Source organism: Bradyrhizobium sp. UFLA05-108 (assembly GCF_059803455.1).
Window position 1 is genome coordinate 73,468 of sequence record NZ_JBANAZ010000025.1, and the last position, 25,187, is coordinate 98,654.

Consider the following 25,187-nt stretch of genomic DNA (forward strand, 5'->3'; position numbering starts at 1 on the left):
CGATACTCCCTATGTTGCAGCACTTCCTTCTTGCTTGTGTCCAACGGCAAACGGCGACCTCACCACGCACCTGAACCCGACGTGACAGGTCGACGTATCGACCGGCTCGGCGTGGCGCGCGGCCGGGCGGTAGCGGCGGCAGTAGTTCGGCGCGCAAAGATGAGAGCCACCCTTCAAAACTTTGCGGGGGATGCGTATGTCGGGTTGACATGGATCAAAGCTCGCAGCTTCGGATCCACCACGCGGGTTGAGTGGGATACAACATGGCTTCGCCGCGTCCGCCTGGTGCCTGGCCGACCACCAGTCGGCGGTCCATTCCCAGACATTGCCGATCATGTCGTAGAGGCCGTAGCCGTTGGCAGGAAAGGCCATGACCGGCGAGGTACGCTCGAACCCATCCTCGCCGAGATTCTGGACAGGGAACCTTCCCTGCCAGATGTTCGCCATATGCCTGCCACCCGGCGTTAGCGTGTTGCCCCAGGCGTATTCCTCACCGTCGAGCCCGCCGCGCGCGGCGAACTCCCATTCCGCTTCGGTCGGCAAATCCTTGCCCACCCAGCGCGCATAGGCGAGCGCGTCGCTATGGGAGACGTGGACGACTGGATGATCGTCGAGCCCCCTGAGGTTGCTCTTCGGTCCGTATGGATGCCGCCAGTTGGCGCCGCGCATGAAGATCCACCACTGGCTCCAATCCCTGGGATCGGTGATGCGCGGAAGCGGCGAGAAAACCAGCGAGCCAGCATAGAGCATGTCGCGCACCGCGCCGGGATAGTCCTTCGGGTCAGGAACGATCTGGGCTTCGGTGACATGGCCGGTCGCGTTGACGAACTCCTTGAACTGCCGATTGGTCACTGGCGTGCGATCGATCCAGAAGCCGTCGACCGAGACGCGGTGGCTCGGCGCTTCCTCGGGATAGTGATGGTCGGAGCCCATCAGGAAGGTGTCGCCGGAGACGAACACCATCTCACCGCTCCGCGTGTCATCCGGCCGCCACACGCAGTGATCCATGTCCGCCCGAAACATGGTCAGACTCCACATCGTTCCCGCTGCCTCAGGGTGGTGGTATCCGGGGATTTCGACGGCTGCGGCTTGCGCGTCTCAGACGGCACATTGGTCGGGTTCCCATATCTGCCGGAGGTTTGAAAAAGCCAATGGCCCCCTCTCCTCCTTTTCTCTGCGTGCGCGTCACTGCGCACGCAGCCGGCCTTGCGGCGCGTGATCCGCCTTCAGCGGATGATCGCGACGAATATCGTTGAGGTTGCAAAAGCTAACTCAAGTTTCGCGCGCTGTGATGTGCAGATCGTGCCAGGGCAGCTTGCGAGCACGGCCCAGGCATTGGAGCGCGATCAAGGTATCCCCCATCGTCCCAGCGCAGCCGGGAAATCCCTCCTATGAAATTCGAGGATCATTTTCCTCAACTGCGGAACAGAGCCCATCGCGCCGCTGTGATGACCCGGGCTGCAACTTGCCGCAGAATCAACACGCTTGGGCATCACGCTGATCAAATGGGGACGCATCTACTGGTTGATTCGCGAAAGCTCGACGGCTTCGAAGGGCTGCATCAGGCTGTCCACGGGACGCATGTCGACGTGATGCAGCTCGGGCGCGGCAGGCTCCGCGGCACGTTGTCTCATGTCGGCATCGGCGACTTTTCGCTCAGCATCGGCTCCTTCAACGTCGGCATGCGGACGCAGCGGATTTCCAGCGACGACAAGCTTATCGTCGGCATGCTGCTGACGGCGGAAGACAGGGTCAACCATTGGTCGTTCGACATGCGGCCGACCGATGTGCTGGTGATGCCCCCGCTGGTCGAGCATGACGGCATCTTCCACGGCGCCTCCGCCTATGCGGCGATGCGGTTCGACCTCGATGAGGTCGCCTCGATCTTCGGTGGTGAGCCGCGGCTTGCTGATCCCGAAAGCTGGCGCCACAAGAACCACTTTCGCGCCGATCTTGACGTCGGCCACGTCGCCGCATCCCGGCTGAGCCGGATCGTGCTCCAGCTCGGCACGCATGACGGCGCCCTGTCCGAGTCATCCGCCGAGTTCTGGAAGCGATCGATCGCCGAGTGCATGGGAATGACCGTCCTGTCCGCATTGCCGCCGGGCGGAAGTGCGCGCTTGCCGTCGGCCCGACGGATCATCCGCAAGGTCGAGGACTATCTGGAAGAGGCTGGGACCCGTCCGGTCCATATCTCGGAGATTTGCGCCGCGCTCGGCGTGCCACGTCGCTCGCTGCACCGCGCCTTCAACGAAGTGTTCGGCGTGGGACCGGTGACCTTCCTCCGCCACAAGCGCCTGTGCGCCATCCACTCGATCCTTCGCGATAGCGTTCCCGGCACGACGACCGTGGCCACCGTCGCAATGCAGCAGGGCTTCTACGAGCTCGGACGGTTCTCGCATTACTACCGCGCGATGTTCGGCGAATATCCGTCTCAGACGCTGGGCGGGCCGGTCGGCGAACTCGCCGATCGGCAACTTTGACGGCGGCCTCCAAAACGGCTTCCCAGCCGATCGGGCGGCATCACGCCCTGCGTGCTTCGCATTGAACCTATCCCGAATAAAGTGCACCAATAACAAGAGTGATTCTGGTCACATTTCCTGCGGCCGCCCCCTGCTGCGCAGGGACGCCAGGGACCTTTCGAATTGGATGGGAAAGCTCATGAGACGCCTGATCGGTGCCATGGCCGGTGTGTTTTGCCTTGCGGCGCCCGCATGGGCCGAAACTCCGGCCGCGATCGTCGAGGACGTACAGGGCAAGGTCGACGGCGTCGAGTTCATGGACTACGTGGCGCCCGGCAAGGTCATCAAGCTCGGCCCAAAGGGCACCCTGGTACTCGGCTATCTCAAATCGTGCTGGCGCGAGACCATCACCGGCGGCGTCGTCCTCGTCGGCGCCGAGCAGAGCTCGGTGCAGCTCGGTGACGTCCAGCGCATCAAGGTGCCCTGCGACGCCAACGCCGCGCAGCTCACCGAGCGCGAGGCCAACCAGAGCGCGGCAACGACCTTCCGCACCGTGCGCTCGGACACGAAAGACGCGCCGGCAAAACTGCCCACAATCTACGGCGTCTCGCCGCTGGTCCAGGCCAAGAGCGGCGGCACGCTGGTCATCGAGCGCACAGACGGCAAGGAGCCGACGATCACCGTACCGCTGAAGAGCGATAGTCTGGTTGCCGGCAAGTTCTACGATTTCGCAAAGGCCGGCAAGACGCTGACGCCCGGCGGCACCTATCTCGCGACCCTCGGCGCGCGGCACTACACCTTTCAGATCGATGCTCACGCGACTTCGTCTGCAACACCGATCGTCGGTCGGCTGCTGCGGCTCGAATAGGCGGCGTGCGACGGGGCGATGCGAGGGATCGGCAGGCGGGACATCGTTGCGGCGATCGTGATCGCGCTGCTCGCAGGCACCGTCTTCACCTCGCCGCCTCTCAATACGCTGCAAGGGCTTTCGCTTGACATCTTGACGGCCCTGAGCGCGAGGCTTTTCAGCGATCGTCGCGATGCCGCCGCCTCACCCGTCGTCGTCATCGCGATCGACGACGAAACCTATGACACGCCCCCGTTCAAGGGGTCGCCGACGCTGACCTGGACGCGTGAGATCGGACGGGTGATCGGTGCCGTAGTCGATGGCGGGGCCAAGGTGGTCGGCTTCGACGTGATCTTTCCGAGCTCGATCGAGCAGTCGGAGATACCCTTTGGCGATGCGCCGCTCGGCGACCGCATGAAGGGCTTTGACCGAGACTACCTGATCGCCCTGCGCAAGTCGTCCGATGCCGGGAAGCTCGTGCTCGGCGCGATCGTGAGCAACGAGCATCCGGACTTTCCCTACCGCGCGCAGCAATTGGCAGTGAAGGGCAATATCCGCGCGCTCAACGTCAACACCGACCCCGACGACATCATCCGGCGAATGCCGCTGAGCTTTTCGATCGATGGCAAGGAAGTTCCCGCGATGGCGGTCGAGCTGGCCTCGCGCGCGCTCGGCGCAAAGCCCGAGCTTGCGCCGGACGGCAGCACGGTGCTCGCCGGTTACGCCATCCCGAGTGCCGTGCCGAATACGCTGACGCTCAATTTCCGTGGCGTCGGCCGCGACGTTCCGAAGTTTTCCTTCGCGGATCTGCGCGCCTGCGTCGAGAAAGGCAACGGCGAGTTCTTCCACCGCGCCTTTGACGGCAAGGTCGTCATTCTCGGCAGCGTGCTCAATGTCTACGACCGCAAGCTCACGTCGCTGCATCTCGCGGGCGGATATGACGGCACGTCGGCACCGCGATGCGCCCTGCCCGCCCCCTCACGGAAGGCACCGGCAGCACGCAGCGACATAGCCGGCGTCTTTATCCACGCGACCGTCGTGCGCAATCTGATGGAGCGCGATGCGGTGAGCGAGCTCGGCTTCCCCATGCGAACCGTTCTCACGATCGTCATTGCGGGGATCATCGCATTCGCTTCCTGCCTGCTTGCGCCGGGCCGCGCGGCGCTCGCCTATCTTGCACTCATGGCCGTCTACACCGCTTGCGCGGTGAGCCTGTTCGTTCGCGCCCACACCCTGCCTTTGACCGAGCCGGCGCTCGCAGGGCTTGCCTCTAGCGCCATGATGATCGGCTACCGTTTCATCATCGCCGACCGGGGTGAACGCTTCCTGCGCAGGAGTTTTGCGCTCTACCTTGCCCCGCAGGTGATCGAGAGCATGGTGACTTCCGGTAAGATGCCCGCGCTCGGCGGCGAGATGCGCAACGTCACCGTGTTCTTCTCGGACCTCGCCGGTTTCTCCTCGATCGCCGAAAAGATGGCACCTAGCGAGCTGGTCGCGCTTATGAACGCGTATCTCTCTGCCATGACTGACGTCATCGAAAGCCATGGCGGCTACGTCGACAAATATATCGGCGATTCCATCGTGGCTGTGTTCGGCGCCCCGGTCGCCGATCCCGATCACGCCTGCAATGCCGTGCGCGCGGCGCTTGCCTGCAACGCGCGGCTCGACGAGCTCAACCGCAACCACACCGCCTTCGAAAGCCTTGCGCACCGCATCGGCCTCAACACCGGTGAGGCCGTGGTCGGCAATATCGGCTCGCACCGGCGCTTCAACTATACCGTCATGAGCGATACTGTGAACGTCGCCTCACGCCTCGAAGGCGCCAACAAATACTTTGCGACCTCGATCATGGCCTCCGAAATGACGGTCGCGCAAACCGCCGACAAATTTGTCTGGCGCGAGCTCGACGCCGTCCGTGTCAAAGGCCGCGACGAGGCTATCAGGGTCTATGAGCCGCTGGCCGCGCGAGGCGTGGAGACGGCAGAGCAAGCGAAGACGGCGATGGGCTATGCCGGGGGGCTTGCCCACTGGCGGGCGCGCGAATTCGCGAAGGCAGCAGCTTGCTTCGACAACGTCGCTCCAACAGACGCACCATCAGCGCTCTTTGCAATGCGCGCCAAGGAATTCATCACCAATCCGCCAGCCGCGGATTGGACGCCGGTGAATACGCTGGAAGGCAAGTAGCGCCAAGCGCGCCGCTGCACCCTCTCCCCTTGCGGGAGAAGGGAAGGCAGCATGCTCGTCTCAGAACGGCAATCCGACGTAATTCTCCGCGAGCAGGCGCTGCGCCGTCTCGGACGAGAACAAATATTCCAGTTCGGTCTGCTGCAGCCTGTCCTCGTAGTCGATCCGGTCGGGAAAACGATGCAGCATCATCGTCATCCACCAGGAGAAGCGCTGCGCCTTCCAGATTCGCGCCAGCGCCTTGGCTGAATAGCTCTCAAGGCCGGAATCATCGCCCTTCTGATAGTGCGCGAGCATCGCGTGATAGAGATAATAGATATCGGAAGCTGCGCTGTTGAGCCCGCGCGCGCCGGTCGGCGGCACGATGTGGGCGGCATCGCCCGCGAGGAACAGACGGCCATAGCTCATCGGCTCGGCCACGAAGCTGCGCAGCGGCGCGATGCTTTTCTCGATCGACGGACCGGTGATCAGGCGGCTGGCGACCTCGTCCGGCAAACGGCGCTTCAGCTCGGCCCAGAACGCCTCGTCGGGCCAGTCCTCCACCTTGTCGGTCAGCGGCACCTGGATGTAGTAGCGGCTGAGCACCTGCGAGCGCAGCGAGCAGAGCGCAAAGCCGCGCTCGTGCTTCACATAGATGAGCTCCGGCGAGACCGGTTTTGTGCGCGACAGGACGCCGAGCCAGCCGAACGGATAGACCTTCAATACGTCCTTCGGAATCGACTTGCGGCTGATACCGTGGAAGCCGTCGGCGCCAACGACGTAGTCGCAGTCGACGCGGATTGTCTCCCCGTTCGCGCGATAGGTCACGAACGGCTTGTCCGACTTGAGATCGTGCGGCGTGACGTCCTCGGCATTGTGCACGACCTTGCCGCCGAGACGGTCGCGCGCCTCGTAGAGATCGCGCGTCAGCTCGGTCTGGCCGTAGACCAGCACCGAATTGCCACCGGAATGTTTGTGAAGGTCGATATGCGAGAGCACGCCGTCATGGGCGATCTCGAAGCCCTTGTGTATCTCGCCTTCACGGTCCATCCGCTCGCCGCACTGCGCCTCGCGCATCAGCTCGGCAAAGCCATGCTCCAGCACGCCGGCGCGGATGCGGCCGAGCACATGGTCGCGGCTGTATTTCTCCAACACGACCGTGTCGATGCCCTTGAGGTGCAGGAGCTGGGACAACAGCAGCCCCGACGGGCCGCCGCCGATGATACAGACCTGAACTTTCATTTTCCCGTCCTCCCGTTTGCGGGTTTTTCGCAGATTTCGTGCGGTAAACCGATGGAGGGATCGGCCTTTGTCTTGTACAATTCGAACATGCCCCGTGCTCCCTCGACAACGGCCATCAAGGTCTACAATTTGTTCGGCGAATCCGGCGATCTGCCCGACGTCGTGCATTGCGAGACCATCGCCTCCCGCTCGGTGCTGCATGATTGGACGCTGGCCGTGCACCGCCACGCGCGGCTGCACCAGGTGCTGCTGATCGAACGCGGCGGGGGCGAGGCAACGCTCGACGGGCGTGTGGTGCCGTTGAAACCGATGCAGATCGTCAACGTACCGGTCGGCCACGTACACGGTTTCCGCTTCGTGCCTGATACCCAGGGCTGGGTGCTGACGATCGCGGCCGAAATTCTCGACGAGGCGCTGCTCGCCTCGGAAGGCCTGCGCGGCACGCTGTCGCAATCGGCCGTGGTGCGCGGCACGCCGCAGATCCGCACTACCATGAAGCAGATCTTTGCCGAGCACGCGGGCCGCAACTTCGGCCGCGCGCATGTGTTGCGCGCGTTGTCGGCGGCGGTGATTGGTCTCGTGGCCCGCGAGCTCACCGGCAGGAGTGGCGGCGGCGGCTCAGCGGACTCCGACCTGTTCCGCCGCTTCGAGGCGCTGCTCGAAGCGCACCATCTCGGACGCTGGAGCGTTGCCGACTATGCCAGGGCGCTGTCGGTGACGCCGACCCATCTCAACCGGATCACGCGCACCGCGACCGGAGACACTGCTTCGCATCTGATCCTCAACCGCCTGATACGCGAGGCGCGGCGCAACCTCGTCTACACGAACCTGCCGGTCTCGACGATCGCCTACGCACTCGGCTTCGACGACCCGGCCTATTTCAGCCGGGTCTACGCCGCCGCGACTGGGCTTTCGCCGCGCGCCTTTCGCGCGCAGCTACATGGCGGGGAATGATCTCTGCGCAGGGGAGCGACCTGACGACCTAATTGTCGTCACGTCGCGTGCGGGTTGACGACGGTATAGCCTCGCAGCGACCGCGCGTGAATTCGCGTTGAGCGATTGCCTGAGTTGGCATCGTACGCCATCCACATGTCGCCTTGGAGGTGTTGCTCCAAGACGAAGACGTGTCCGCGCCGTGCCGCAACCATGCCCGGTGCCGGCGCTGTCCGTGGGAAGCGCAGCCAATTGGCCGCAAGATTCAATTCCGGGACGATCCGGCCGAAGACATGCAAGGCCGCGCCGCAGCCGCAGAAGCTTCGAGGGCACCCGGACGGGCGACCGCCGACGATCTGGGTGCCGGAAACATTCACCTGTGTCACGGCGGCTTGAGCGTCAGCGACCGCTCCTCGCGTCACGAGGTGCGTTCGTCTCGCGTCCGGCAAAACTCTCTCGCGACGAACTTGAGACAATGAGAAGTCGCACGGCATCGTCACATTACATTCCAGTGCCGTGCTGGTGCGAAAAGGACGTGCTTCCGAAGCGATCGAACTGGTCACGACAAAGAGAGACGCAATAAGAATAGGTCTGAACATACAGGACTCCTACACAACAGTCCTGCCCCGTAACTAGGAATAAATACCATTTTGGCGAAATTAGAGCAGGATGAAATCAGGTTCGGTTGGCCGTTCGGAGATTCGACCTCTCCCTACGATGTGCTCTGCGTTCTGGGCGCCGCGATTCAACCAAAACCCATCCCGCTTCAGGCCTAAAGAACGGCCGACCGTCATCTTCGGAGCGTTCGAAGACGTTGCTCAGCGCGACGGAAGGGGAGCTCGGCTCAACCGTCCGCCGTTCACTTCGCGACGAATTCCGGCGGTGCTTCGCGCGGCACGATGATGCGGAATGTCGTTCCGGCACCGGGCTCCGTCTCCAGCTTGATCCGGCCGCCCAGACGGCTCGTGACGATGTTGTGGACGATGTGCAGTCCGAGACCGGTGCTGCCCTGGTCGCGTCTTGTTGTGAAGAACGGATCGAACGCCTGGCGCCTGACTTCGGCGGTCATGCCACAGCCGTCGTCCGAAAACAGCACTTCGACCTTGTCCTTGCCGTGCGCCTGCGCCGCGATATGAACCGATCCTCGCACGCCGTCCGGAAAGGCGTGCACCGCGGAGTTGATCACGAGATTGGTGAGCACCTGGCCGTAAGGCCCGGCGTAGCTGTTCATCGCGAGATTGGGTTCGCATTCGACCCTGACTAAAAGATTTTCGCTGCGTAGCCCGGAGCGTAGTCCCTTGACGACCTGCTCGGTGACCTCGCCGAGATCGAAGCGCCTGCGATCCGACACGTTGCGATCGGCCGCGACCTGTTTGAACGACTGGATCAGATCGACTGCGTGATTGAGGTTGATGATGATCTGCGATGCCGCCTCGCGGCCGGCTGCGATGAATTCGTTGAGGGTCGAACGACGTAGATCGCCGCGCGCGACGTCGGCTTCGAAACGATTGGCCTTGTTGGCGAAGGCGGAGGCGACCGTCAGACTGGTGCCGACGGGCGTATTGATCTCGTGCGCGACTCCCGCCACGAGCCGTCCCAAAGCGGCGAGTTTTTCCGTTTGCAGGAGACCGTCCTGGGCGGCGCGCAGTTCGTCCAGCGATTGCGACAACTGCCGTGTGCGCTCCTGCACCTCGGTGAAGAGCCGCGCGTTCTCGATTGCGATGACCGCTTGTCCCGCGAACGTCTTCAACAGCTCGACCTGCGCCTTGGGGAATAGTTGCGGCACGAGCCGCATGACGGCGATGGCGCCAATTGCGACCTCGTCGCGAAGCATCGGCACCACGAGGATGCTGCGATAGCTCGACGTCCGCTGCAATTCACTGTATCCGCCGGAGACGAGCACGTCCGGCTCGTGCACGACGCGCCGCTCGCGAACGGCAACCGAGATGAGGTTTTCGCTCGCGATCGGCGCCGGATAGGCTTTCTGCACCGCCGCGATCGATTCCGGCGAGAACTGGTCATAGGCGACAAGATGAACGCGTTCCCCGTCGCTGCGATAGACGGCGCTGAGAACGCTCTGGCAGAGCCGCGCCGCATTCCTGACGATCCGGTCGAACACGCGCGGAAGATCAGTCGGCGCATCCGAGATGAGTCTGAGGACCTCGGCCGTCGCGGCCTGCCGCTTTCTCGCTTCCTGGAGTTCGAGAGCAAGCTGCGCTGCTCCAGGTTTTGCCCGCGCGGAAACGGAAGCGCGCGATGCCTTCGGCACGCTGCGTCGCTTTTTCGTCTTCGCCGTGTTGCTACCCGATCTGCTCGGCCCGCCTGCCCTAGAGCGCTTTCCCATGGCCCTCCTCCGGCCCCAGAATAAGCCATCGTATCGGCTCGGGCGGATAACGGGAATGGGTGATCAGCCGCGGGTCCTCAGCAAAAGGCCGGCCTCACCGTTCAATGAGGCCGGCCTTGCGTAGCCATCGACGGCTTTTAGACGTCGAAGAACACAGTCTCCTCGGGTCCCTGTAGATTGATCGTGAAGGAGTACACCACCTTGCCGGCGCGCTCGCTGCGCTCAGCGATCAGGGTAGACCGTCGCACCGGCTGCTCGATCAAATTGAGCACGGGATCGGCAGCGTTCGCGGCCTCTTCATCCGAAAAATAGAGCCGCGTGTTCAACCCGATATTGATGCCGCGGGCGACGATCCAGACGTTGACGTGCGGGGCACATTTGCGCCCGGCCTTGTCCGTGATCGCGCCCGGCTTGATCGTCTCGAAGGTGATCAGCCCGCTGTCGAAATCCGAACCCGCGCGACCCCAGCCACGAAAGTCCTCCTCCAGCGCGCCGGCCGAGCGGTCAGCCGGATGGTTGTAGCGGCCGGCCGCATTGGCCTGCCAGATCTCCAGGAGCACGTCGCGCAGCGGCGTACCGGTGCCGTCGAGCACGCGGCCCTCCAGCGTAATGCGCTCGCCCTTGGTGTTCGGTGTAACGAGCACGTTGGAGAAGTTCTTCTCAAAGATGTCGAAGCCGGCCATGCCCGGGATCGATCCGATATGAACGTAGGGCCCGGCGGTCTGGGAAGCAGTTTCCTTGAGGTAGTTGAGCGGCTGCGCCATGACTTTAGTTTCCTTCCGGGCGATTTTCGAAATAGGTGGAGCGCGCCCCGCGCAGCACGATGTCGAAGCGGTAGGTAAGCGAGTCGAACGGGATAGAGGCGTTGAGATCAAGCGGCGCGACGAGACGGTCGAGCGCGTCCTTGTCCGGGATCGTCGTGAGGATTGGGCAGACCGGGATCAGGGGATCGCCCTCGAAATACATTTGGGTGATCAGCCGCTGCGCGAAGCCCGAGCCGAACACCGAAAAATGGATATGCGCCGGGCGCCAGCTGTTGACGTAGTTGCGCCAGGGATAGGGGCCGGGCTTGATGGTGCGGAAGTAGTAGTAACCGCTGTCGTCGCTGAGCGCGCGGCCGCAGCCGCCAAAATTCGGGTCGACCGGCGCCAGATAGGTGTCCTTCTTGTGCCGATAGCGGCCGCCAGCATTGGCTTGCCAGAACTCCACCAGCGTATTGGGCACGCCGCGGCCGATCTCGTCCATCACCCGGCCGTGCACGATGATGCGCTCGCCAATGGGATCGCCGTCCTTGGCGTAGTTGCGGATCAGGTCGTTGTCGAGCGGCCCGAGGTCGTTGTGACCGAACACCGGGCCGGTGATCTCCGAGATCGAGCTCTCCAGCGAAAGCAGCGACTGGCGCGGCGAGCGCAGCACCGAGGATTTGTAGCCGAGCGCATGCGCCGGCGGGTGGATGGAACGGTCACGCTGGAAGAAGCCGCCATCGCCAAGAGGCGGAGTGAACGGTTCGGGGCGGTTGAGGCGGGCGGCGTCCTGCGCGGCTGCGATACGAGCGGCCTGGGCGGTCATCTGGCGTTGTCTCCCTTTGGCGCGGCTGGGCGCGCGGCTTATGACAACGAGGATGCGCCGACCTATTCTCAAGATAAATAGATGAATTATAATGTATCTCATGAAAGAAATCGATCATTTGGCCCTCGACGGCCATTCGCTGTCGCTGTTTCTCGCCGTGCTTGAAGAGGGTTCGGTGACGGCGGCCGCGACCCGACTCGGCCTCACCCAATCCGCCGTCAGCCACGGGCTGAAGAAGCTGCGGCGCATCGCCGGCGATCCCCTGTTTGCCAAATCCGGCCGCGGCATCGTCGCAACCGCGCATGCCCAGGCGCTCGCCGCCAAGGCGAGCGCACTGATCGACGAGATGCGGAGCTTTGCCGGCGGCGTCACCTTCGAACCGAAAGCAGCGCACCTGTCGCTGACGATCGCCGCCAACGATTTCCAGCGCGACCTATTGCTGCCGCGCTTCTTCCGCCATGTCGCAGCCCAGGTGAAGAGCCTGAATCTGCGCGTGATCCCCTCGCAATCACCCTCGCCTGCCATGCTGCGCGAGAACCGTTGCGACCTCCTGATCAGCCCGCTGCCGCCATCTGGCATCGACATCGTGCAGAAGCGCCTGCTCAGGGATCACTACGTCTGCTACTATGACCGAACAGCGCGTTCGGCGCCGCCGACGCGCCATGCCTATCTCGCTGCGCGCCACGTCACCGTAGTTTATACCGACAACGAGCGGCTCGACTTCGACCGTAGGCTTGCGGCAAACGGCTTCCACCGCGATATCGCGATATCGGTGCCGAGCTTCTCCGGCGTGCCGTCTTTCCTGCGCGGCTCCGACATGCTGGCGAGCATGCCCAGCCTGCTTGCGGACGGTCTGATGCGCGACTTCGCGCATGTGCACATTCCGCTCGCCCCGCGCGCAAGGACGCTCGCCGAATTGCCGATGTTCATGGTCTGGCACCAGCGCTACCAGAAGGACCCGGCCCATCGGTGGATCCGCAGCCAGCTCGAGGCGGTCGCTGCGACCGCCTCGGGGGCATGAACAGGGCCGCCCTGCCCCCCCGCCAAACCCACTGGTTGCGCCGCATCGGCCACGCTAGAATTCGGCCATGACCGTGACCGATATTGCGAGCCGAACCTATAACCACAGCTGGCGGCTGGACCCGATCGTCCGCAGCCTGCTCGACACCGATTTCTACAAGCTGTTGATGTTACAGATGATTCGGGAATTCTACCCGGATCAGAGGGTGACATTTTCGGTCATCAACCGCTCGCGCCATGTGCGCCTTGCCGAGATCATCGACGAGGGCGAGCTGCGCGCCCAGCTCGACCATGCCCGCACCATCCGCTTCACCAAGAAAGAGCTGATCTGGCTTGCCGGTAACACCTTCTACGGCAAGACCCACATGTTCTCGGCCGATTTCATCCGCTGGCTCGCCGAATTCCGCTTGCCCGAATACGAGCTGCGCAAGGTCGAGGGCCAGTACGAATTGCACTTTCACGGGCCCTGGACCCACACCACGATGTGGGAAATTCCGGCGCTCGCGATTCTCAACGAGTTGCGCTCGCGCGCGGCGATCAAGGGCCGTGGCCGCTTCGAGCTCGACGTGCTCTATGCCCGCGCCAAGGCCAAGCTGTGGACCAAGGTCGAGCGGCTCCGCCAGCTCGAGAATCTGCGCCTATCAGACTTCGGCACGCGCCGTCGCCACGGCTTCCTCTGGCAGCGCTGGTGCGTAGAGGCGGTGAAGGAAGGGCTCGGGCAATCCTTCATCGGCACCTCCAACGTCCTGCTCGCCATGGACAATGATCTCGAGGCGATCGGCACCAATGCGCACGAGTTGCCGATGGTGGCGGCCGCTCTCGCCAAGGACGACGAGGAGTTGCGCTTCGCGCCCTATCGCATTCTCGACCAGTGGCGCCAGACCTATGGAGGCAACCTCCTGATCGCGCTGCCCGACGCCTTCGGCACCAAGGCCTTCCTGCGTGATGCGCCGGAATGGGTCGCCGATTGGACCGGCTTCCGCCCCGACAGCGCGCCACCGATCCAGGCCGGCGAAGAGATCATCAAATGGTGGGAGAAGAAGGGCCGCAATCCCAGGGACAAGCTGCTTGTCTTTTCCGACGCGATGGATGTCGGCTCGATCGAGGAGACCTATCATCACTTCTCTGGCCGGGTGCGCCTCTCCTTCGGCTGGGGCACCAACCTCACCAATGATTTCGTCGGCTGCCCGCCCGACGGCTCCGTCAATCTCGATCCGATCTCGCTCGTCTGCAAGGTGACGTCGGTCGACGGACGTCCCGCCGTCAAACTGTCCGACAATCCGGAGAAGGCGACCGGCATGCCGTCCGAGATCGAACGGTATTTACGTGTGTTCGGCGATGCTGGCCGCGTGCGCCAGGCCGTGCTGGTCTGACGCCTCGCGGAACTCCGAGAGCCGTTCGATGCGGCGTTCTCCGAGATTGCATCCGGCGAACGGCGACGACGCGAGATGGCGTAGTCGGCAGGCTAGCCGGCTTGCCGCCGCTCCTGCGCGTAGCGCACCAGGGCCGTGAAGCGGTAGATGCCATGCACGAACTTGCCATAGGGCATGGAGATGAACAGCGCGAACACTGCGCCGAGATGCAGCGCGAGCAGCGGGCCCATCGCGGCGGTCTCGCGCAAGGCGAGCAGCGCGAGGCCCGTGATGCCGGTCAAGCACAGCATGGCGATGAAGCCGACATCCATGCCGTAGCGGCCTTCATCGAGCAACGCGGAATCGCGCTGCATCCTGGCGATGAACAAACCGATCGGCCCGACGACGAGGCCGATGCCGCCAAGCGTGCCGAGCACGACCGGTAAATCCCACCACGGATAAGGCGCCTCGCGTCCCAGCAGATAATGATAGAGCGTGCCGACGCATGTCGCAGCGAAGCACAAGAGAAAGCCGTAGAAGGTAAGGTGATGGTAGAGCTTGCGCCGGTCGGTCGGCCGATCGTCCTCATTGTAGCAGCCGACGCCGCCGCCATGGAGATAGCGGAGCTCGCCGGCATCGCGGATCGCCTGGAAGATCGAGCCGCCATCCGCGCGGCCGCCGATCGGCGCGCCGATGTCGCGCCAGAACGCGCGAACGCTCATCACCAGCGCCAGGATCGCGTAAAGGAACGCGGCACCGAATAGTGCCGCCATCGCGTTGTGCGGCATCAGCTTGTAGAAGGCGCCGGGACCGCTATGGACTCCGAACAGCACATCACGGTCGTGCGCGGCGGCAAAGCCGAGGATGAACGCGGCCATGCTGAGCGCAGCCATGACGCTGATGACGAGACCGTTGCGTGCGAACACGCCAGACAGCGCCCGTGGCCAGGCATAGGCCGCATAGGACTCCGCGCGTGCTATCGCCAGCGTCTGCGGGACGTTGACGTTGAACTCGTGCGGCGGCGAAAACTGGCAATCCACGTAACAGGCGCCGCAGGCATGACAGAGATTGGCGAGATAATTGAGGTCGCCATCGGAAAACGCGCGGCGCATCTCCATCGCGGGAAATACCGCGCACAGGCCTTCGCAGTAGCGGCACGAATTGCAGACCGTCATCAGACGGTCGGCTTCGTCAAGAATCCTAGTTCCGTGCATGTTTCGCCGCTTCCCGTCCTGCGATCCGCCCGAACACGCTGCCGATCGTCATGCCCATACCGGCGGCATAGCCCTTGCCCAGCACATTGCCGGCCATGATTTCACCGGCCGCGAACATGTTGGCCGATGGCTTGCCGTCGTTCATCAGCATACGCGCCTCCTTGGTGACGCGGATGCCGAGATAGGTGAAGGTGATGCCGGGACGCACCGGATAGGCGAGATAGGGCGGCGTCTCGATTCGCCGCGCCCAATGCGTCTTCGGCGGCGTGACACCCTCGGTGCGACAGTCGTCGAGGATGGTGTGGTCGAAAGTGCCTGATAGCACCGCAGCGTTGAAATCGGCGACGGTCTTTTCCAGTGCGAGCGGATCGAGATCGAGCTTGCCGGCGAGCTCGGCAACGCTCGCGCCCGCAATCGGCGGAAACAGCGTCGGCATGAAGCTCGTGACGACAGTCGAGTCGAAGATGATGTAGGCGATTTGGTCCGGCTGCGCTGCGACCAGACGCCCCCAGATCGCGTAGCGCTTCGGCCAGATGTCCTCCCCCTCATCATAGAAGCGCTGCGCGTGCTTGTTGACGACGATGCCGAACACGACGGAGTCGTGCCGTGTGATGATGCCACCGTCGAATTTCGGCGCCCGCGCATCGATCGCGACGGCGTGGCACTGGGTGGGATCGCCGACCTCCTGGACACCCTTGGCAAGCAGCATCTTCAGGACGGAGCCGCGATTATAGGGCGTGCCGCGGATCAGGAAATTGTCGGCGGCCTCGCCCCAATATTCCTTCAGCCATTCGATGTTGGCCTCGAAGCCTCCGGCGGCGGCGACCAGCGAGGTCGCGCGTATCTCGTTTGCGCCATCGATCGGCCGCTTGAGACGCGCGGCCAGGAACATGCCGTCCTCGATCACGAGATCGGTGACCTCGGCATCATAATGGATCTCGACGCCGAGCCGTTCGGCGGTCAGATACAGCGCATTGAGCATCGCCCGGCCGCCGCCGAGGAAGAAGGAGTTGGTGCGCCCGAGGCTGAGCGTGCCGCCGAGCGAGGGCTGCCAGCGCACGCCCTGCTCCACGATCCAGTTCAGGATATCCTTCGACTCCCGGATCATGTGGCGCGCCAGCTCCTCGTCCGTCTGTCCACCGGTCACCAGCAGCAGGTCCTTCCAGAACTCCTCCTCGGTGTACGGGCCTGTCAGGATCTCGGTCGCGGCGTCATGCGCGCAGCGCATGTTGCGGGTGTGGCGGGTGTTGCCGCCGCGATAGAATTTAGGCGCGCCTTCCAGCACGACGACCGAGGCACCGCCGCGTCGCGCGGCAATTGCCGCGCAGAGCGCGGCATTACCACCACCGATCACCAGCACGTCGTATTTTCTGCTCATGCCGCCTGCCAGGACCCCAGAGCTGGAGCCATTCCATGGTTGTCCGACGGTACCGCCATTGCGCACGTTTGTATACAAAGATATACAAGCGTCGCGCAACGCTCCGCTTTGCATGGGAACGATGCGCCGGGATCGGAGAGAGCATGGCCAGGCGCCAGGCAAAGACAAGCGGATCGATCGATCGCGGTTCCGGCGTCGCATTGGGCGAAGCCGTGTTCCGCTCGCTGTGCGAGGCGCTCCAGGCCGGCAGCTACCGCGCCGGCGACCGCTTGCGGGAGGAGGAGGTCGCGCAGCGGCTCAACGTCAGCCGCACGCCGGTGCGCGAAGCGCTGGGGCGGCTCGCCGCGCGCGGCTTCGTGCAGCCGGCCGCGGGCCGTGGGCTGATCGTCCGCAATCTCGACGTTTCCGAGGTGCTCGAGCTCTACGCCATGCGCGAGATCCTGGAGGGCGCCGCCGCCCGGCTCGCCGCCGAGCACGCCTCGCGCCCCGAGATCGACGCGATGACCGATATCGAGCAGGCTTTTACCGAACATTCCGGCGACGCCGCCGAGATGGCGAGACTCAACCGCACTTTCCACGAGGCGGTGTGCCGCGCCGCGCGCAACCGCTATCTCGACAACGCATCGAAGGAGCTCCAGGACTGGATCGCGCTGCTCGGCCCGACCACGTTTTCCGTCGCCGGCCGCCCCTCCACGAGCCACAGGGAGCATCAGGCCATCATCAATGCCATTGCCGCCCGCGACGGCGACAAGGCCGAAGAACTGGCGCGCGCGCATATTCGCGAAGCGCTGCGGTGCCGACTGAAGCTCTTGCAGAAACAATAGCGAAACATCCGCGAGCGATCGATCACGAAACCTTGTGGGAATGAGATCGCGGCCATCGCGATCTCAGGGATGAACGGCAGGCTATCGGAGCCTGCTGGAACGCCTGCAAGGAGAATTCCCATGACTGCCCGCAAGACGCACGCCGCTGGCCTGGTACTGACAGCGCTCGTGGTCAGCACCGTTGCATTTGCCGCTCCCGGTGCGGCAACGGCCCGTCCGATCGATGGCGCGCGCGTTGCGCCGACGCGGCCAGCCGTACATGCCTATCGGACCCGCGAGACGCCTGCGCCGTACATTCGGGCGCCGCGACCTTCCGACCCATCGGATGGGACATTCCCGTTCGTATGGCTCGGATGATCGGCAGCTTCCAATTTGGTCTCGCGCTGATCAGGCGAGCACATCCGCAGCCATGGCCTTCAAGACATCGCGCACATCGCGCGGGCTGAGCCGCACCTGCAAGCCGCGCTGGCCGCCATTGACGTAGACGAGGTCGTGCCCGAGCGCGCCCTCGTCGATGATGGTCGTCACCGCGCGCCGTTGCCCGAATGGGCTGATGCCGCCGACCTTGAAGCCGGTGACGCGCTCGGCCTCGAGCGGCTTCATCATCTGAGCCGACTTGCCGCCCGCAGCCGCCGCGAGCTTCTTCATCGAGACTTCCCGGTCGGAAGGAACGACGACGCAAACCGGCTTGCCGTCGACAATCGCCATCAGCGTCTTCAGCACCCGCGCAGGATCTTCACCAAGCGCGGCAGCAGCCTGAAGCCCGATGCTCTCGGCGTCCGGATCGTAGTCATAGGCGTGCACGGTGAAGGATACGGAGGCGGCAGTAAGCGCGCGTGTGGCAGGGGTGGCTTTGGACATGCACTATCATCTACCACCGTGATTGCGAGGAGCGAAGCGACGAAGCAATCCAGACTGCCACTGCCGGGTTGATTTCTGGATTGCTTCGCTGCGCTCGCAATGACGCGATTGTGTTATGCGCAGACCACATCCTCGACGTCATCGCCCGCGAGGGCGGGCGATCCAGTATTCCAGAGACCGTGACGAGATACGGACAAGCCGCGGCGTACTGGATGCCCCGCTTCCGCGGGGCATGACAGCGGTTCATGTGGCGAGCGCTTGTCGCGGTGACGACGACGGGGCCACCTACTCCGCCGCGTCGCGCATCTCGACGCGTTCGGCACGCGCGGCGCAGAACTTGAACTCGGGGATCTTGCCGAAGGGATCGAGCGCCGGATTGGTGAGAAGGTTCGCCGCCGCTTCCGCGTAGCAGAACGGCATGAACACCATGTTCTCCGGCACGTCGCGGTCGGAGCGCACCTTGACCTCGACCGCGCCGCGACGGGTCTCCAGGCGAATGAAATCGCCGGGCGCGAGTTTCTTCTTGCGCATGTCCTTCGGCGACATGAAGGCCACCGCTTCCGGCTCGATCTGGTCGAGTACCTGAGCGCGACGCGTCATCGAGCCCGTGTGCCAGTGTTCGAGCACGCGGCCGGTCGACAGCACCATCGGATACTCGTCGTCCGGCAACTCGTCCGGCGGGATGACTTTGGCCGGCACGATCTTGCCGCGACCGCTTGCGGTCGGGAAGCCGGTGGTGAAGATGATCTCGTTGCCCGGTTTGTTCGGATCGTCGGCTGGATAAGTCACGGCGCCTTCGCGCACCAGCCGCTCCCAGCTGATGTTCTTCAGTGACGGCATCAGCTCCGCCATCTCGGTATAGACGTCGCCGGGGCCGGAGTAATTCCACGGCAAGCCCATCCGCTTGCCGATCTCCTGGATGATCCAGAGATCCTGCCGCGCATCGCCCGGCGGCTTGATCACCTGGCGCGCGAGCTGCACGCGGCGATCGGTGTTGGTGAAAGAGCCATCCTTCTCCGCAAACGCCGAAGCCGGCAAAATGACGTCGGCATGGAACGCGGTCTCGGTGACGAAGAGATCCTGCACCACGAGGTGGCCGAGCATGGCGAGCGCTTCGCGCGCATGCTGGAGATCGGGATCTGACATCGCGGGATTCTCGCCCTCGATATACATGCCCTTGATCTCGCCGGCGTGGATCGCGTTCATGATCTCGACCACGGTCAGACCGCGCACGGGATCGAGGTCTTGTCCCCACAGCTTCTCGAAATTGCCGCGCATGTCGTCGTGGCCAACCGGCTGATAGTCGGGCAGGAACATCGGGATCAAGCCGGCGTCGGAGGCACCCTGGACGTTGTTCTGGCCCCGCAGCGGATGCAGGCCCGTGCCGGGACGGCCGACCTGGCCGGTGATCAGCGCGAGCGCAATCAGGCAGCGCGCATTGTCGGTGCCGTGGACATGCTGGCTGATGCCCATGCCCCAGAAGATGATCGACGACTTTGCACGGGCATAGGTTCTGGCGACCTCGCGCAGCGTTTGCGCCGGGATGCCGCAGATCGGCGCCATCTTCTCCGGCGTGAATTCCTTGATCTTCTCCTTCAGGTCCTCAAAGCCCTCGGTGTAACCGGCAATGTACTGGTCGTCGGTCAGGCCCTCGGTGATGATCGTGTTGATCATCGCATTCAACATCGCAACGTCGGCACCCGGCTTGAACTGCAAATGCTTGGTGGCGTGACGCGACAACGACTGCCGACGCGGATCCATGACGAACAGCTTTGCGCCCTGCTTGGCCGCGTTCTTGATGTAGGTCGCCGCGACGGGGTGGTTCACGGTCGGATTGGCGCCGATCACCCAGATGACTTCCGCATCCATCGCGGCCGCGAAGGGCGCAGACACGGCGCCCGAGCTCAGGCCTTCGAACAGCGCCGCCACCGACGAGGCGTGGCACAACCGCGTGCAATGATCGACGTTGTTAGAGCCGAAGCCAGTGCGTACCAGCTTCTGGAACAGATAGGCCTCCTCGTTCGACCCCTTGGCCGAGCCGAAGCCTGCAAGCGCCTTCACACCCTTCTCGTCGCGGATTTTGACGAGGCCCTTGGCCGCGATGTCGAGCGCTTCCTCCCACGAGGCTTCGCGGAAATGAGTAAAGGGATTGGCGGGGTCAACCTGGTCGTTGGCGTCCTTTTTCGCGTTCGGCAGCCGCACCAGCGGCTTTGTCAGACGATGCGGATGATGGATGTAGTCGAAGCCGAAGCGGCCCTTGACGCAAAGGCGGTTGTGATTGGCGGGGCCGTCGCGACCCTCGGCGTAGATCACCTTCTCGTCCTTGACCTCGTAGGTCACCTGGCAGCCGACGCCGCAGAACGGGCAGAGCGAATCGACCTTCCTGTCGGCATATGTGACGCGGGTCTGGTTCTCGTCCAGCATCACGGCGGGCATCAGAGCGCCGGTCGGGCAGGCCTGCACGCATTCGCCGCAGGCCACACAGGTGGACTCGCCCATGGGATCGTCGAAGTCGAACACGATCTTGGCGCCTGCATTGCGGTAGGCCATGCCGATGACGTCGTTGACCTGCACCTCGCGGCAGGCGCGCACGCACAGGCCACACTGGATGCAGGCATCGAGATTGACGCGCATCGCCGGATGGCTGGCGTCGGTCTCCCAGCGCTCGGCGGCGGGGAAGCGGCTCTCGGTGACGCCGGTGGTCTCAGCCCAGTGCCAGAATTTGGAGTCGGGATCGTGCGAGGTCTCGCGCGCCGGCTGGTCGGCGACGAGCAGCTCCATCACCATCTTCTGCGCCGCGACCGCGCGGGCGCTCTCGGTCTTCACCTTCATGCCGACCGACGGCGTGCGCTTGCAGGACGCCGCAAGCACGCGCTCGCCTTCGATCTCGACCATGCAGGCGCGGCAATTGCCATCGGGCCGATAGTCTGGCGCCGGTGAATAGCAGAGATGCGGGATGTCGCGGCCCTGGCGTTTTGCGACTTGCCAGATGGTCTCGCCGGGTTTGGCTTCCACCTGCTTGCCATCGAGCTCGAACGTAATCTTCGTCATTCGGCCGCTTCCTTGAACTCGTCAGGGAAATATTTGATCACGGTTGTGAGCGGATTCGATGCCGCCTGTCCGAGCCCGCAAATCGAGGCATCGCGCATCGCTTGGCTCAATTCGTCCAGCAGCGCGCGGTTCCAGATCGGCCGCTGCATCAAGAGCGCCGCCTTCTGGGTTCCGACACGGCACGGCGTGCACTGGCCGCAACTCTCGTCCTCGAAGAATTTCATCAGGTTCAGCGCCGCGGACCTGACGCTGTCCTTCTGCGACAGGATCACGATCGCGGCAGAGCCTATGAAGCAGCCGTATTTTTCAAGCGTGCCGAAATCGAGCGGAATGTCATCCATCGATGCCGGCAGAATGCCACCGGACGCGCCGCCCGGAAGATAAGCATAGAAGGTGTGGCCGTCGGCCATGCCGCCGCAATGTTCGTCGATCAGCTCGCGCACGGTGATCCCAGCGGGCGCGAGCTTCATGCCGGGATTCTTGACGCGGCCCGAGACCGAGAAGCTGCGCAGGCCATGGCGCTCATGGCGGCCGTGGCTGTTCCACCAATCGGCACCCTTCTCGACGATGTCGCGCACCCACCACAACGTTTCGATGTTGTTGATCAGCGTGGGCAGGCCGAACAGACCGACCTGAAACGGATAAGGCGGCTTGTGCCGCGGCAGACCGCGCTTGCCCTCGATGCTTTCGAGCAGCGAGGATTCCTCGCCGCAGATATAGGCGCCGGCGCCACGCCGCATATGCAGCGTCGGGCCGCCCGCGGGGAGCTTTGCGATCTCGCGCTCGAGAATCTCGCGGCAGGCGGGATATTCGTCACGGAGATAGACGTAAACGTCGGACGCCTCGACCACGCGCGCACCGATCAGCATGCCCTCGATGAAGCGATGCGGGTCGGTCTCGAGATAATAGCGATCCTTGAACGTACCGGGCTCGCCCTCGTCGCCGTTGATCGCCATCAGCCGCGGACCCGGCTCCCCTAACACCGCGCGCCATTTGCGTCCCGTCGGAAAGCCCGCGCCGCCAAGGCCGCGCAGCGCGGCGTCGTCGAGCGCCTTCAGCAGATCTTCCTTCGGCAGCTCACCGGAGCGCAGGCGATTGAGCAGCCTGTAGCCGCCGGCGGCGACATAGGTGTCGTAGTCGATATATTTCGGCAGATGCGCATGTGTGTCGCCGGCCTTCGCTGCCGCCAGCACATTTCCGACCGTGGCGTTGTCGACGAAGTTGTGGCCGACCTCGGCCGCAGGCGCGGTGTCGCAGCGGCCGACACAGGGTGCGCGCACGACGCGGATGCCGGGACCGCTCGCGCTCTGGAGGTCTTCGAGCAGCTTTTCGCCGCCCATCATTGCGCAGGTCAGAGAATCGCAGACGCGGATGGTGAGCGGGGCAATGTCGGGCTCGCCCTCCTTCACGACGTCGAAATGTGCGTAGAAGGTCGCGGTCTCGAACACCTCGGCGAAGGCGAGTTTCATCTCGTCGGCAAGCGCTGCGAGATGCGCGGCCGAGATCTGGCGATACTTGTCCTGGACCAGATGGAGATATTCGATGAGCAGATCGCGCCGGCGCGACCTGTCGCCGAGCAATTGCTCGATCTCATGGGCGGCGATCGGGTCGACCTGCCGCCCCTTGGGCGTGGCCTTGGCTCGCTTCCGTCCCTCGCCCGGATGCTCGAACGAGCGGACCTGCTGCACGTCGTGGCTCATCGCTGCGTCTTGGTCCCTACTTTTAGAACGGCTCCAAACTAACCCATTGGCATACCAGATGCCAAGCAAATAGTTGATCCCGATTAGTCAGGTCCTACAAACATTTAAGGGGCACGTAGCCCAAGCTCCATGCCCCCTTTTAGTTGCATACTGTGAGCTCCTGGCCTCAGGTCTTGCTCATGCAGTCCTGAATGTAGAACCATCGGTCATCGCCGATAAGACCCTTGGCCTTGACCTCGGCCCGACACGCCTTGAGCTTAGGCTTGTTGGCCGCCCAGGTGGCCTTCATCTGCTTCAGCTTCTGCATGGTGAGCTTGACCTTCCCCGGCGGTTTGGCGTCGGCCGTTGTGGCCGGCGCGGGTGTCGCGGGCGACGTCGCGGTCTGCGCCGAGGCAGTATGAAGCCCTACGGCCAGCAGCGCGGCGGCAAGGCAGATACGGGTGCGAAGCATGAAATCCCCCTCAAGTCCCAATCATGATCATTCGGAAAGGCGAACGCCGCGGAATGCCTGTCATGGGCATCCCGCGGCGGTGTCGATTGCGATCAGAAGATTTTGACCGCGCTAAGCAGCGTCATGTACACGCCATAGGCTAAGGGAACACCGACGAACAGCCAGAACAGCGCGGCCTTGCCGTCGAGACCACCGGTGCCGATCCCGAACGAACCGGTCTGCCCCGCGTTGACACCGGCCGTTGCAGCCTGGAGCTTCGCCACTTCCCCCTCGCTCATGTACCACTTCGGATCGACCGGCTTGACCAGGTAGTTGCAGATCAGGCCCGCGATCAGCATCGCGCACAGGATGTACATGGTGGAGTTATAGAGCTGATCGCGCGGCACGCCGGCGGCGAGCTGGAATTCGCGCAGGTAGTTCACGACCACCGGACCAATGATGCCGGCGGTCGACCAGGCCGTCAGCAGACGGCCATGGATCGCGCCCACGAACTGGGTGCCGAACATGTCTGCGAGATAGGCCGGCACCGTCGCGAAGCCGCCGCCATACATCGACAGGATGATGCCGAAGCCGAGCACGAAGAGCAGTTTGTTGCCAGTTGCGGCAAATGTCGGCGCCAACGCGTACAGCACGATGCCGAGGATGAAGAACGTGTAGTAGGTGTTCTTGCGGCCGATATAGTCCGACAGCGAGGCCCAGAAGAAGCGGCCGCCGATGTTGAACAGCGACAACAGGCCGGCAAAGCCGGCGGCGATCGCCGCGATCTGCGCCTTCTGCGCCGGATTGAGCGCGTTGAAGCCGACGTCCGGCAGGCCGATCAGCTTGCCGGCGAAGATTTCCTGCAGCATCGGCGAAGCCATGCCGATCACGCCAATGCCGGCCGAGACGTTCAAGCACAACACCCACCAGATCAGCCAGAACTGGGGCGTCTTGTGCGCGTTGTCGAGATGGACGTGATGCTCGGAGATCATCGTCTTCTTCTCGCTCGGCGGTGTCCAGCCTTCGGGCTTCCAGCCCGTCGGCGGCAGGCGATAGCGGAACGCGCCGATCATCATGAAGACGAAATAGATCGCGCCCATGCTGAGGAAGGTTTCCCAGACGCCGACCGAGGTCGGCGACTTGAACTGATCCATCAGCCAGTTGGCCAGCGGCGCGCCGATCATGGCGCCGCCACCAAAGCCCATGATGGCCATGCCGGTCGCCATGCCGCGGCGGTCGGGGAACCATTTCACCAGCGTCGAGACCGGTGAGATGTAGCCAAGGCCGAGGCCGACGCCGCCGATCACGCCGGAGCCGAGCCACATGATCCAGAGCTGATGGACATAGATGCCGATGGCGCCAAGCACGAGGCCGCCGCACCAGCACAGCGCTGCAACGAAGCCGGCCTTGCGCGGCCCGACCCGCTCGAGCCAACCACCCCATAGCGCGGCCGAGACGCCGAGCACGACGAAGAACAGCGTGTACATCCACCCCAGGCTTGCGACCTTCCAGTCGCAAGTGGTGGTGAAGAGCTCCTGCCACAATGAAATGTCTGGGCATGCCTTGGGCGCGGTCAGCCCGATCGCGCGCGATAGCGGCAGCCAGAACACCGAGAAGCCGTAGGCCATGCCGATGCACAGATGGATGCAAAGTGCTGCCGGCGGCACCAGCCAGCGATTGAAGCCGGCCGTGGCGATCGTGCGCTCGCGATCGAGAAATCCCGCGCCAGCGCCTGACAGTCTTCCAGCGCTTTCAACTGTAGCCATACAAATCCTCCCCTGCAGGCCGCCCTTCTGA

General features: G+C 63.7%; 21 protein-coding genes. 8 read left to right on the forward strand and 13 right to left on the reverse strand.

Annotated elements, in window-relative coordinates; all coding sequences use genetic code 11:
• Window positions 1-9: 9 nt before the first annotated feature.
• Complete coding sequence (locus tag SO140_RS19700; protein WP_449380067.1) at window positions 10-1,023, reverse strand: formylglycine-generating enzyme family protein; 1,014 nt, start codon at window positions 1,021-1,023, stop codon at window positions 10-12.
• A 482-nt stretch (window positions 1,024-1,505) separates the two neighbouring features.
• On the opposite strand from SO140_RS19700, the gene SO140_RS19705 reads away from it, so the two are divergent.
• The 3 genes from SO140_RS19705 (at window position 1,506) to SO140_RS19715 (ending at window position 5,493) form a co-directional block, all read left to right on the forward strand.
• A complete protein-coding gene (locus SO140_RS19705) occupies window positions 1,506-2,483 on the forward strand; it encodes a helix-turn-helix domain-containing protein (protein ID WP_474799896.1) in 978 nt (325 codons plus the stop codon).
• A gap of 178 nt (window positions 2,484-2,661) precedes the next feature.
• A complete protein-coding gene (locus tag SO140_RS19710; protein ID WP_449380065.1) occupies window positions 2,662-3,330 on the forward strand; it encodes a hypothetical protein in 669 nt (222 codons plus the stop codon).
• Window positions 3,331-3,348: 18 nt separating this feature from the next.
• Window positions 3,349-5,493 (forward strand): adenylate/guanylate cyclase domain-containing protein, encoded by a 2,145-nt coding sequence (locus SO140_RS19715; protein ID WP_498542956.1) that lies wholly within the window; start codon window positions 3,349-3,351, stop codon window positions 5,491-5,493.
• 60 nt (window positions 5,494-5,553) lie between these two features.
• Here the strand turns inward: SO140_RS19715 and pobA are convergent, their stop codons facing one another.
• Window positions 5,554-6,714: a 4-hydroxybenzoate 3-monooxygenase gene (pobA, locus tag SO140_RS19720; RefSeq protein ID WP_474802324.1), complete on the reverse strand. Its 1,161-nt coding sequence runs from the start codon at window positions 6,712-6,714 to the stop codon at window positions 5,554-5,556.
• Window positions 6,715-6,765: 51 nt separating this feature from the next.
• Here pobA and SO140_RS19725 point away from each other — a divergent pair, with 51 nt between their 5' ends.
• Window positions 6,766-7,668 (forward strand): helix-turn-helix domain-containing protein, encoded by a 903-nt coding sequence (locus tag SO140_RS19725; protein ID WP_474802322.1) that lies wholly within the window; start codon window positions 6,766-6,768, stop codon window positions 7,666-7,668.
• 38 nt (window positions 7,669-7,706) lie between these two features.
• Here SO140_RS19725 and SO140_RS19730 read toward each other — a convergent pair whose 3' ends face one another.
• The 4 genes from SO140_RS19730 to pcaH form a co-directional block, all read right to left on the reverse strand.
• Window positions 7,707-8,246, reverse strand: a complete 540-nt coding sequence (locus SO140_RS19730; RefSeq protein ID WP_449380061.1) for a hypothetical protein — start codon at window positions 8,244-8,246, stop codon at window positions 7,707-7,709.
• Window positions 8,247-8,506: 260 nt separating this feature from the next.
• Window positions 8,507-9,991 carry an ATP-binding protein gene (locus tag SO140_RS19735; RefSeq protein WP_449380060.1) on the reverse strand — a complete coding sequence of 495 codons (1,485 nt, stop codon included), beginning with the start codon at window positions 9,989-9,991 and terminating at the stop codon, window positions 8,507-8,509.
• Between the two features lie 137 nt (window positions 9,992-10,128).
• Window positions 10,129-10,755 carry a protocatechuate 3,4-dioxygenase subunit alpha gene (pcaG, locus tag SO140_RS19740; protein WP_474802320.1) on the reverse strand — a complete coding sequence of 209 codons (627 nt, stop codon included), beginning with the start codon at window positions 10,753-10,755 and terminating at the stop codon, window positions 10,129-10,131.
• A gap of 4 nt (window positions 10,756-10,759) precedes the next feature.
• Complete coding sequence (pcaH, locus tag SO140_RS19745; RefSeq protein WP_474802318.1) at window positions 10,760-11,560, reverse strand: protocatechuate 3,4-dioxygenase subunit beta; 801 nt, start codon at window positions 11,558-11,560, stop codon at window positions 10,760-10,762.
• Window positions 11,561-11,651: 91 nt separating this feature from the next.
• On the opposite strand from pcaH, the gene SO140_RS19750 reads away from it, so the two are divergent.
• Window positions 11,652-12,581: a LysR family transcriptional regulator gene (locus SO140_RS19750; RefSeq protein ID WP_474802316.1), complete on the forward strand. Its 930-nt coding sequence runs from the start codon at window positions 11,652-11,654 to the stop codon at window positions 12,579-12,581.
• Between the two features lie 67 nt (window positions 12,582-12,648).
• Window positions 12,649-13,953, forward strand: coding sequence for a nicotinate phosphoribosyltransferase (gene pncB / locus SO140_RS19755; RefSeq protein ID WP_449380056.1), 1,305 nt, complete (start codon window positions 12,649-12,651; stop codon window positions 13,951-13,953).
• A 92-nt stretch (window positions 13,954-14,045) separates the two neighbouring features.
• On the opposite strand, the gene tcuB is transcribed toward pncB, so the two are convergent.
• Both tcuB and tcuA read right to left on the reverse strand, forming a co-directional pair.
• Entirely contained in the window at window positions 14,046-15,146 is a 1,101-nt protein-coding gene (gene tcuB / locus SO140_RS19760; RefSeq protein WP_474802314.1) for a tricarballylate utilization 4Fe-4S protein TcuB, read from the reverse strand.
• A complete protein-coding gene (gene tcuA / locus SO140_RS19765; protein ID WP_474802312.1) occupies window positions 15,133-16,524 on the reverse strand; it encodes an FAD-dependent tricarballylate dehydrogenase TcuA in 1,392 nt (463 codons plus the stop codon). Before tcuA ends, tcuB begins: the two co-directional genes overlap by 14 nt.
• A gap of 143 nt (window positions 16,525-16,667) precedes the next feature.
• Between tcuA and SO140_RS19770 the strand changes: the two genes are divergently transcribed.
• The gene (locus SO140_RS19770; protein ID WP_449380053.1) at window positions 16,668-17,348 is read left to right on the forward strand and encodes a GntR family transcriptional regulator; all 681 of its coding nucleotides are present in this window, start codon (window positions 16,668-16,670) and stop codon (window positions 17,346-17,348) included.
• Between the two features lie 120 nt (window positions 17,349-17,468).
• The gene (locus tag SO140_RS19775; protein WP_449380052.1) at window positions 17,469-17,705 is read left to right on the forward strand and encodes a hypothetical protein; all 237 of its coding nucleotides are present in this window, start codon (window positions 17,469-17,471) and stop codon (window positions 17,703-17,705) included.
• Between the two features lie 30 nt (window positions 17,706-17,735).
• Here SO140_RS19775 and ybaK read toward each other — a convergent pair whose 3' ends face one another.
• From ybaK to SO140_RS19800, 5 genes are all read right to left on the reverse strand, one after another.
• On the reverse strand, window positions 17,736-18,209 hold the full coding sequence (ybaK, locus tag SO140_RS19780; RefSeq protein WP_449380051.1) for a Cys-tRNA(Pro) deacylase: 474 nt from the start codon (window positions 18,207-18,209) through the stop codon (window positions 17,736-17,738).
• Between the two features lie 285 nt (window positions 18,210-18,494).
• Window positions 18,495-21,260: a formate dehydrogenase subunit alpha gene (fdhF, locus tag SO140_RS19785; RefSeq protein ID WP_474802309.1), complete on the reverse strand. Its 2,766-nt coding sequence runs from the start codon at window positions 21,258-21,260 to the stop codon at window positions 18,495-18,497.
• Window positions 21,257-22,960: an NADH-ubiquinone oxidoreductase-F iron-sulfur binding region domain-containing protein gene (locus SO140_RS19790; RefSeq protein WP_474802307.1), complete on the reverse strand. Its 1,704-nt coding sequence runs from the start codon at window positions 22,958-22,960 to the stop codon at window positions 21,257-21,259. Before SO140_RS19790 ends, fdhF begins: the two co-directional genes overlap by 4 nt.
• A gap of 166 nt (window positions 22,961-23,126) precedes the next feature.
• Window positions 23,127-23,411 (reverse strand): hypothetical protein, encoded by a 285-nt coding sequence (locus SO140_RS19795; protein ID WP_498540208.1) that lies wholly within the window; start codon window positions 23,409-23,411, stop codon window positions 23,127-23,129.
• Window positions 23,412-23,503: 92 nt separating this feature from the next.
• Window positions 23,504-25,156: an OFA family MFS transporter gene (locus SO140_RS19800; protein ID WP_449380047.1), complete on the reverse strand. Its 1,653-nt coding sequence runs from the start codon at window positions 25,154-25,156 to the stop codon at window positions 23,504-23,506.
• Window positions 25,157-25,187: the final 31 nt, after the last annotated feature.

Bases quoted from the DNA above. Each gene is read 5' to 3' on its own strand.
- SO140_RS19700 (WP_449380067.1), bottom strand. From the start codon at position 1,023: ATGTTTCGGGCGGACATGGATCACTGCGTGTGGCGGCCGGATGACACG.
- SO140_RS19705 (WP_474799896.1), top strand. From the start codon at position 1,506: ATGGGGACGCATCTACTGGTTGATTCGCGAAAGCTCGACGGCTTCGAA.
- SO140_RS19710 (WP_449380065.1), top strand. From the start codon at position 2,662: ATGAGACGCCTGATCGGTGCCATGGCCGGTGTGTTTTGCCTTGCGGCG.
- SO140_RS19715 (WP_498542956.1), top strand. From the start codon at position 3,349: ATGCGAGGGATCGGCAGGCGGGACATCGTTGCGGCGATCGTGATCGCG.
- pobA (WP_474802324.1), bottom strand. From the start codon at position 6,714: ATGAAAGTTCAGGTCTGTATCATCGGCGGCGGCCCGTCGGGGCTGCTG.
- SO140_RS19725 (WP_474802322.1), top strand. From the start codon at position 6,766: ATGGAGGGATCGGCCTTTGTCTTGTACAATTCGAACATGCCCCGTGCT.
- SO140_RS19730 (WP_449380061.1), bottom strand. From the start codon at position 8,246: ATGTTCAGACCTATTCTTATTGCGTCTCTCTTTGTCGTGACCAGTTCG.
- SO140_RS19735 (WP_449380060.1), bottom strand. From the start codon at position 9,991: ATGGGAAAGCGCTCTAGGGCAGGCGGGCCGAGCAGATCGGGTAGCAAC.
- pcaG (WP_474802320.1), bottom strand. From the start codon at position 10,755: ATGGCGCAGCCGCTCAACTACCTCAAGGAAACTGCTTCCCAGACCGCC.
- pcaH (WP_474802318.1), bottom strand. From the start codon at position 11,560: ATGACCGCCCAGGCCGCTCGTATCGCAGCCGCGCAGGACGCCGCCCGC.
- SO140_RS19750 (WP_474802316.1), top strand. From the start codon at position 11,652: ATGTATCTCATGAAAGAAATCGATCATTTGGCCCTCGACGGCCATTCG.
- pncB (WP_449380056.1), top strand. From the start codon at position 12,649: ATGACCGTGACCGATATTGCGAGCCGAACCTATAACCACAGCTGGCGG.
- tcuB (WP_474802314.1), bottom strand. From the start codon at position 15,146: ATGCACGGAACTAGGATTCTTGACGAAGCCGACCGTCTGATGACGGTC.
- tcuA (WP_474802312.1), bottom strand. From the start codon at position 16,524: ATGAGCAGAAAATACGACGTGCTGGTGATCGGTGGTGGTAATGCCGCG.
- SO140_RS19770 (WP_449380053.1), top strand. From the start codon at position 16,668: ATGGCCAGGCGCCAGGCAAAGACAAGCGGATCGATCGATCGCGGTTCC.
- SO140_RS19775 (WP_449380052.1), top strand. From the start codon at position 17,469: ATGACTGCCCGCAAGACGCACGCCGCTGGCCTGGTACTGACAGCGCTC.
- ybaK (WP_449380051.1), bottom strand. From the start codon at position 18,209: ATGTCCAAAGCCACCCCTGCCACACGCGCGCTTACTGCCGCCTCCGTA.
- fdhF (WP_474802309.1), bottom strand. From the start codon at position 21,260: ATGACGAAGATTACGTTCGAGCTCGATGGCAAGCAGGTGGAAGCCAAA.
- SO140_RS19790 (WP_474802307.1), bottom strand. From the start codon at position 22,960: ATGAGCCACGACGTGCAGCAGGTCCGCTCGTTCGAGCATCCGGGCGAG.
- SO140_RS19795 (WP_498540208.1), bottom strand. From the start codon at position 23,411: ATGCTTCGCACCCGTATCTGCCTTGCCGCCGCGCTGCTGGCCGTAGGG.
- SO140_RS19800 (WP_449380047.1), bottom strand. From the start codon at position 25,156: ATGGCTACAGTTGAAAGCGCTGGAAGACTGTCAGGCGCTGGCGCGGGA.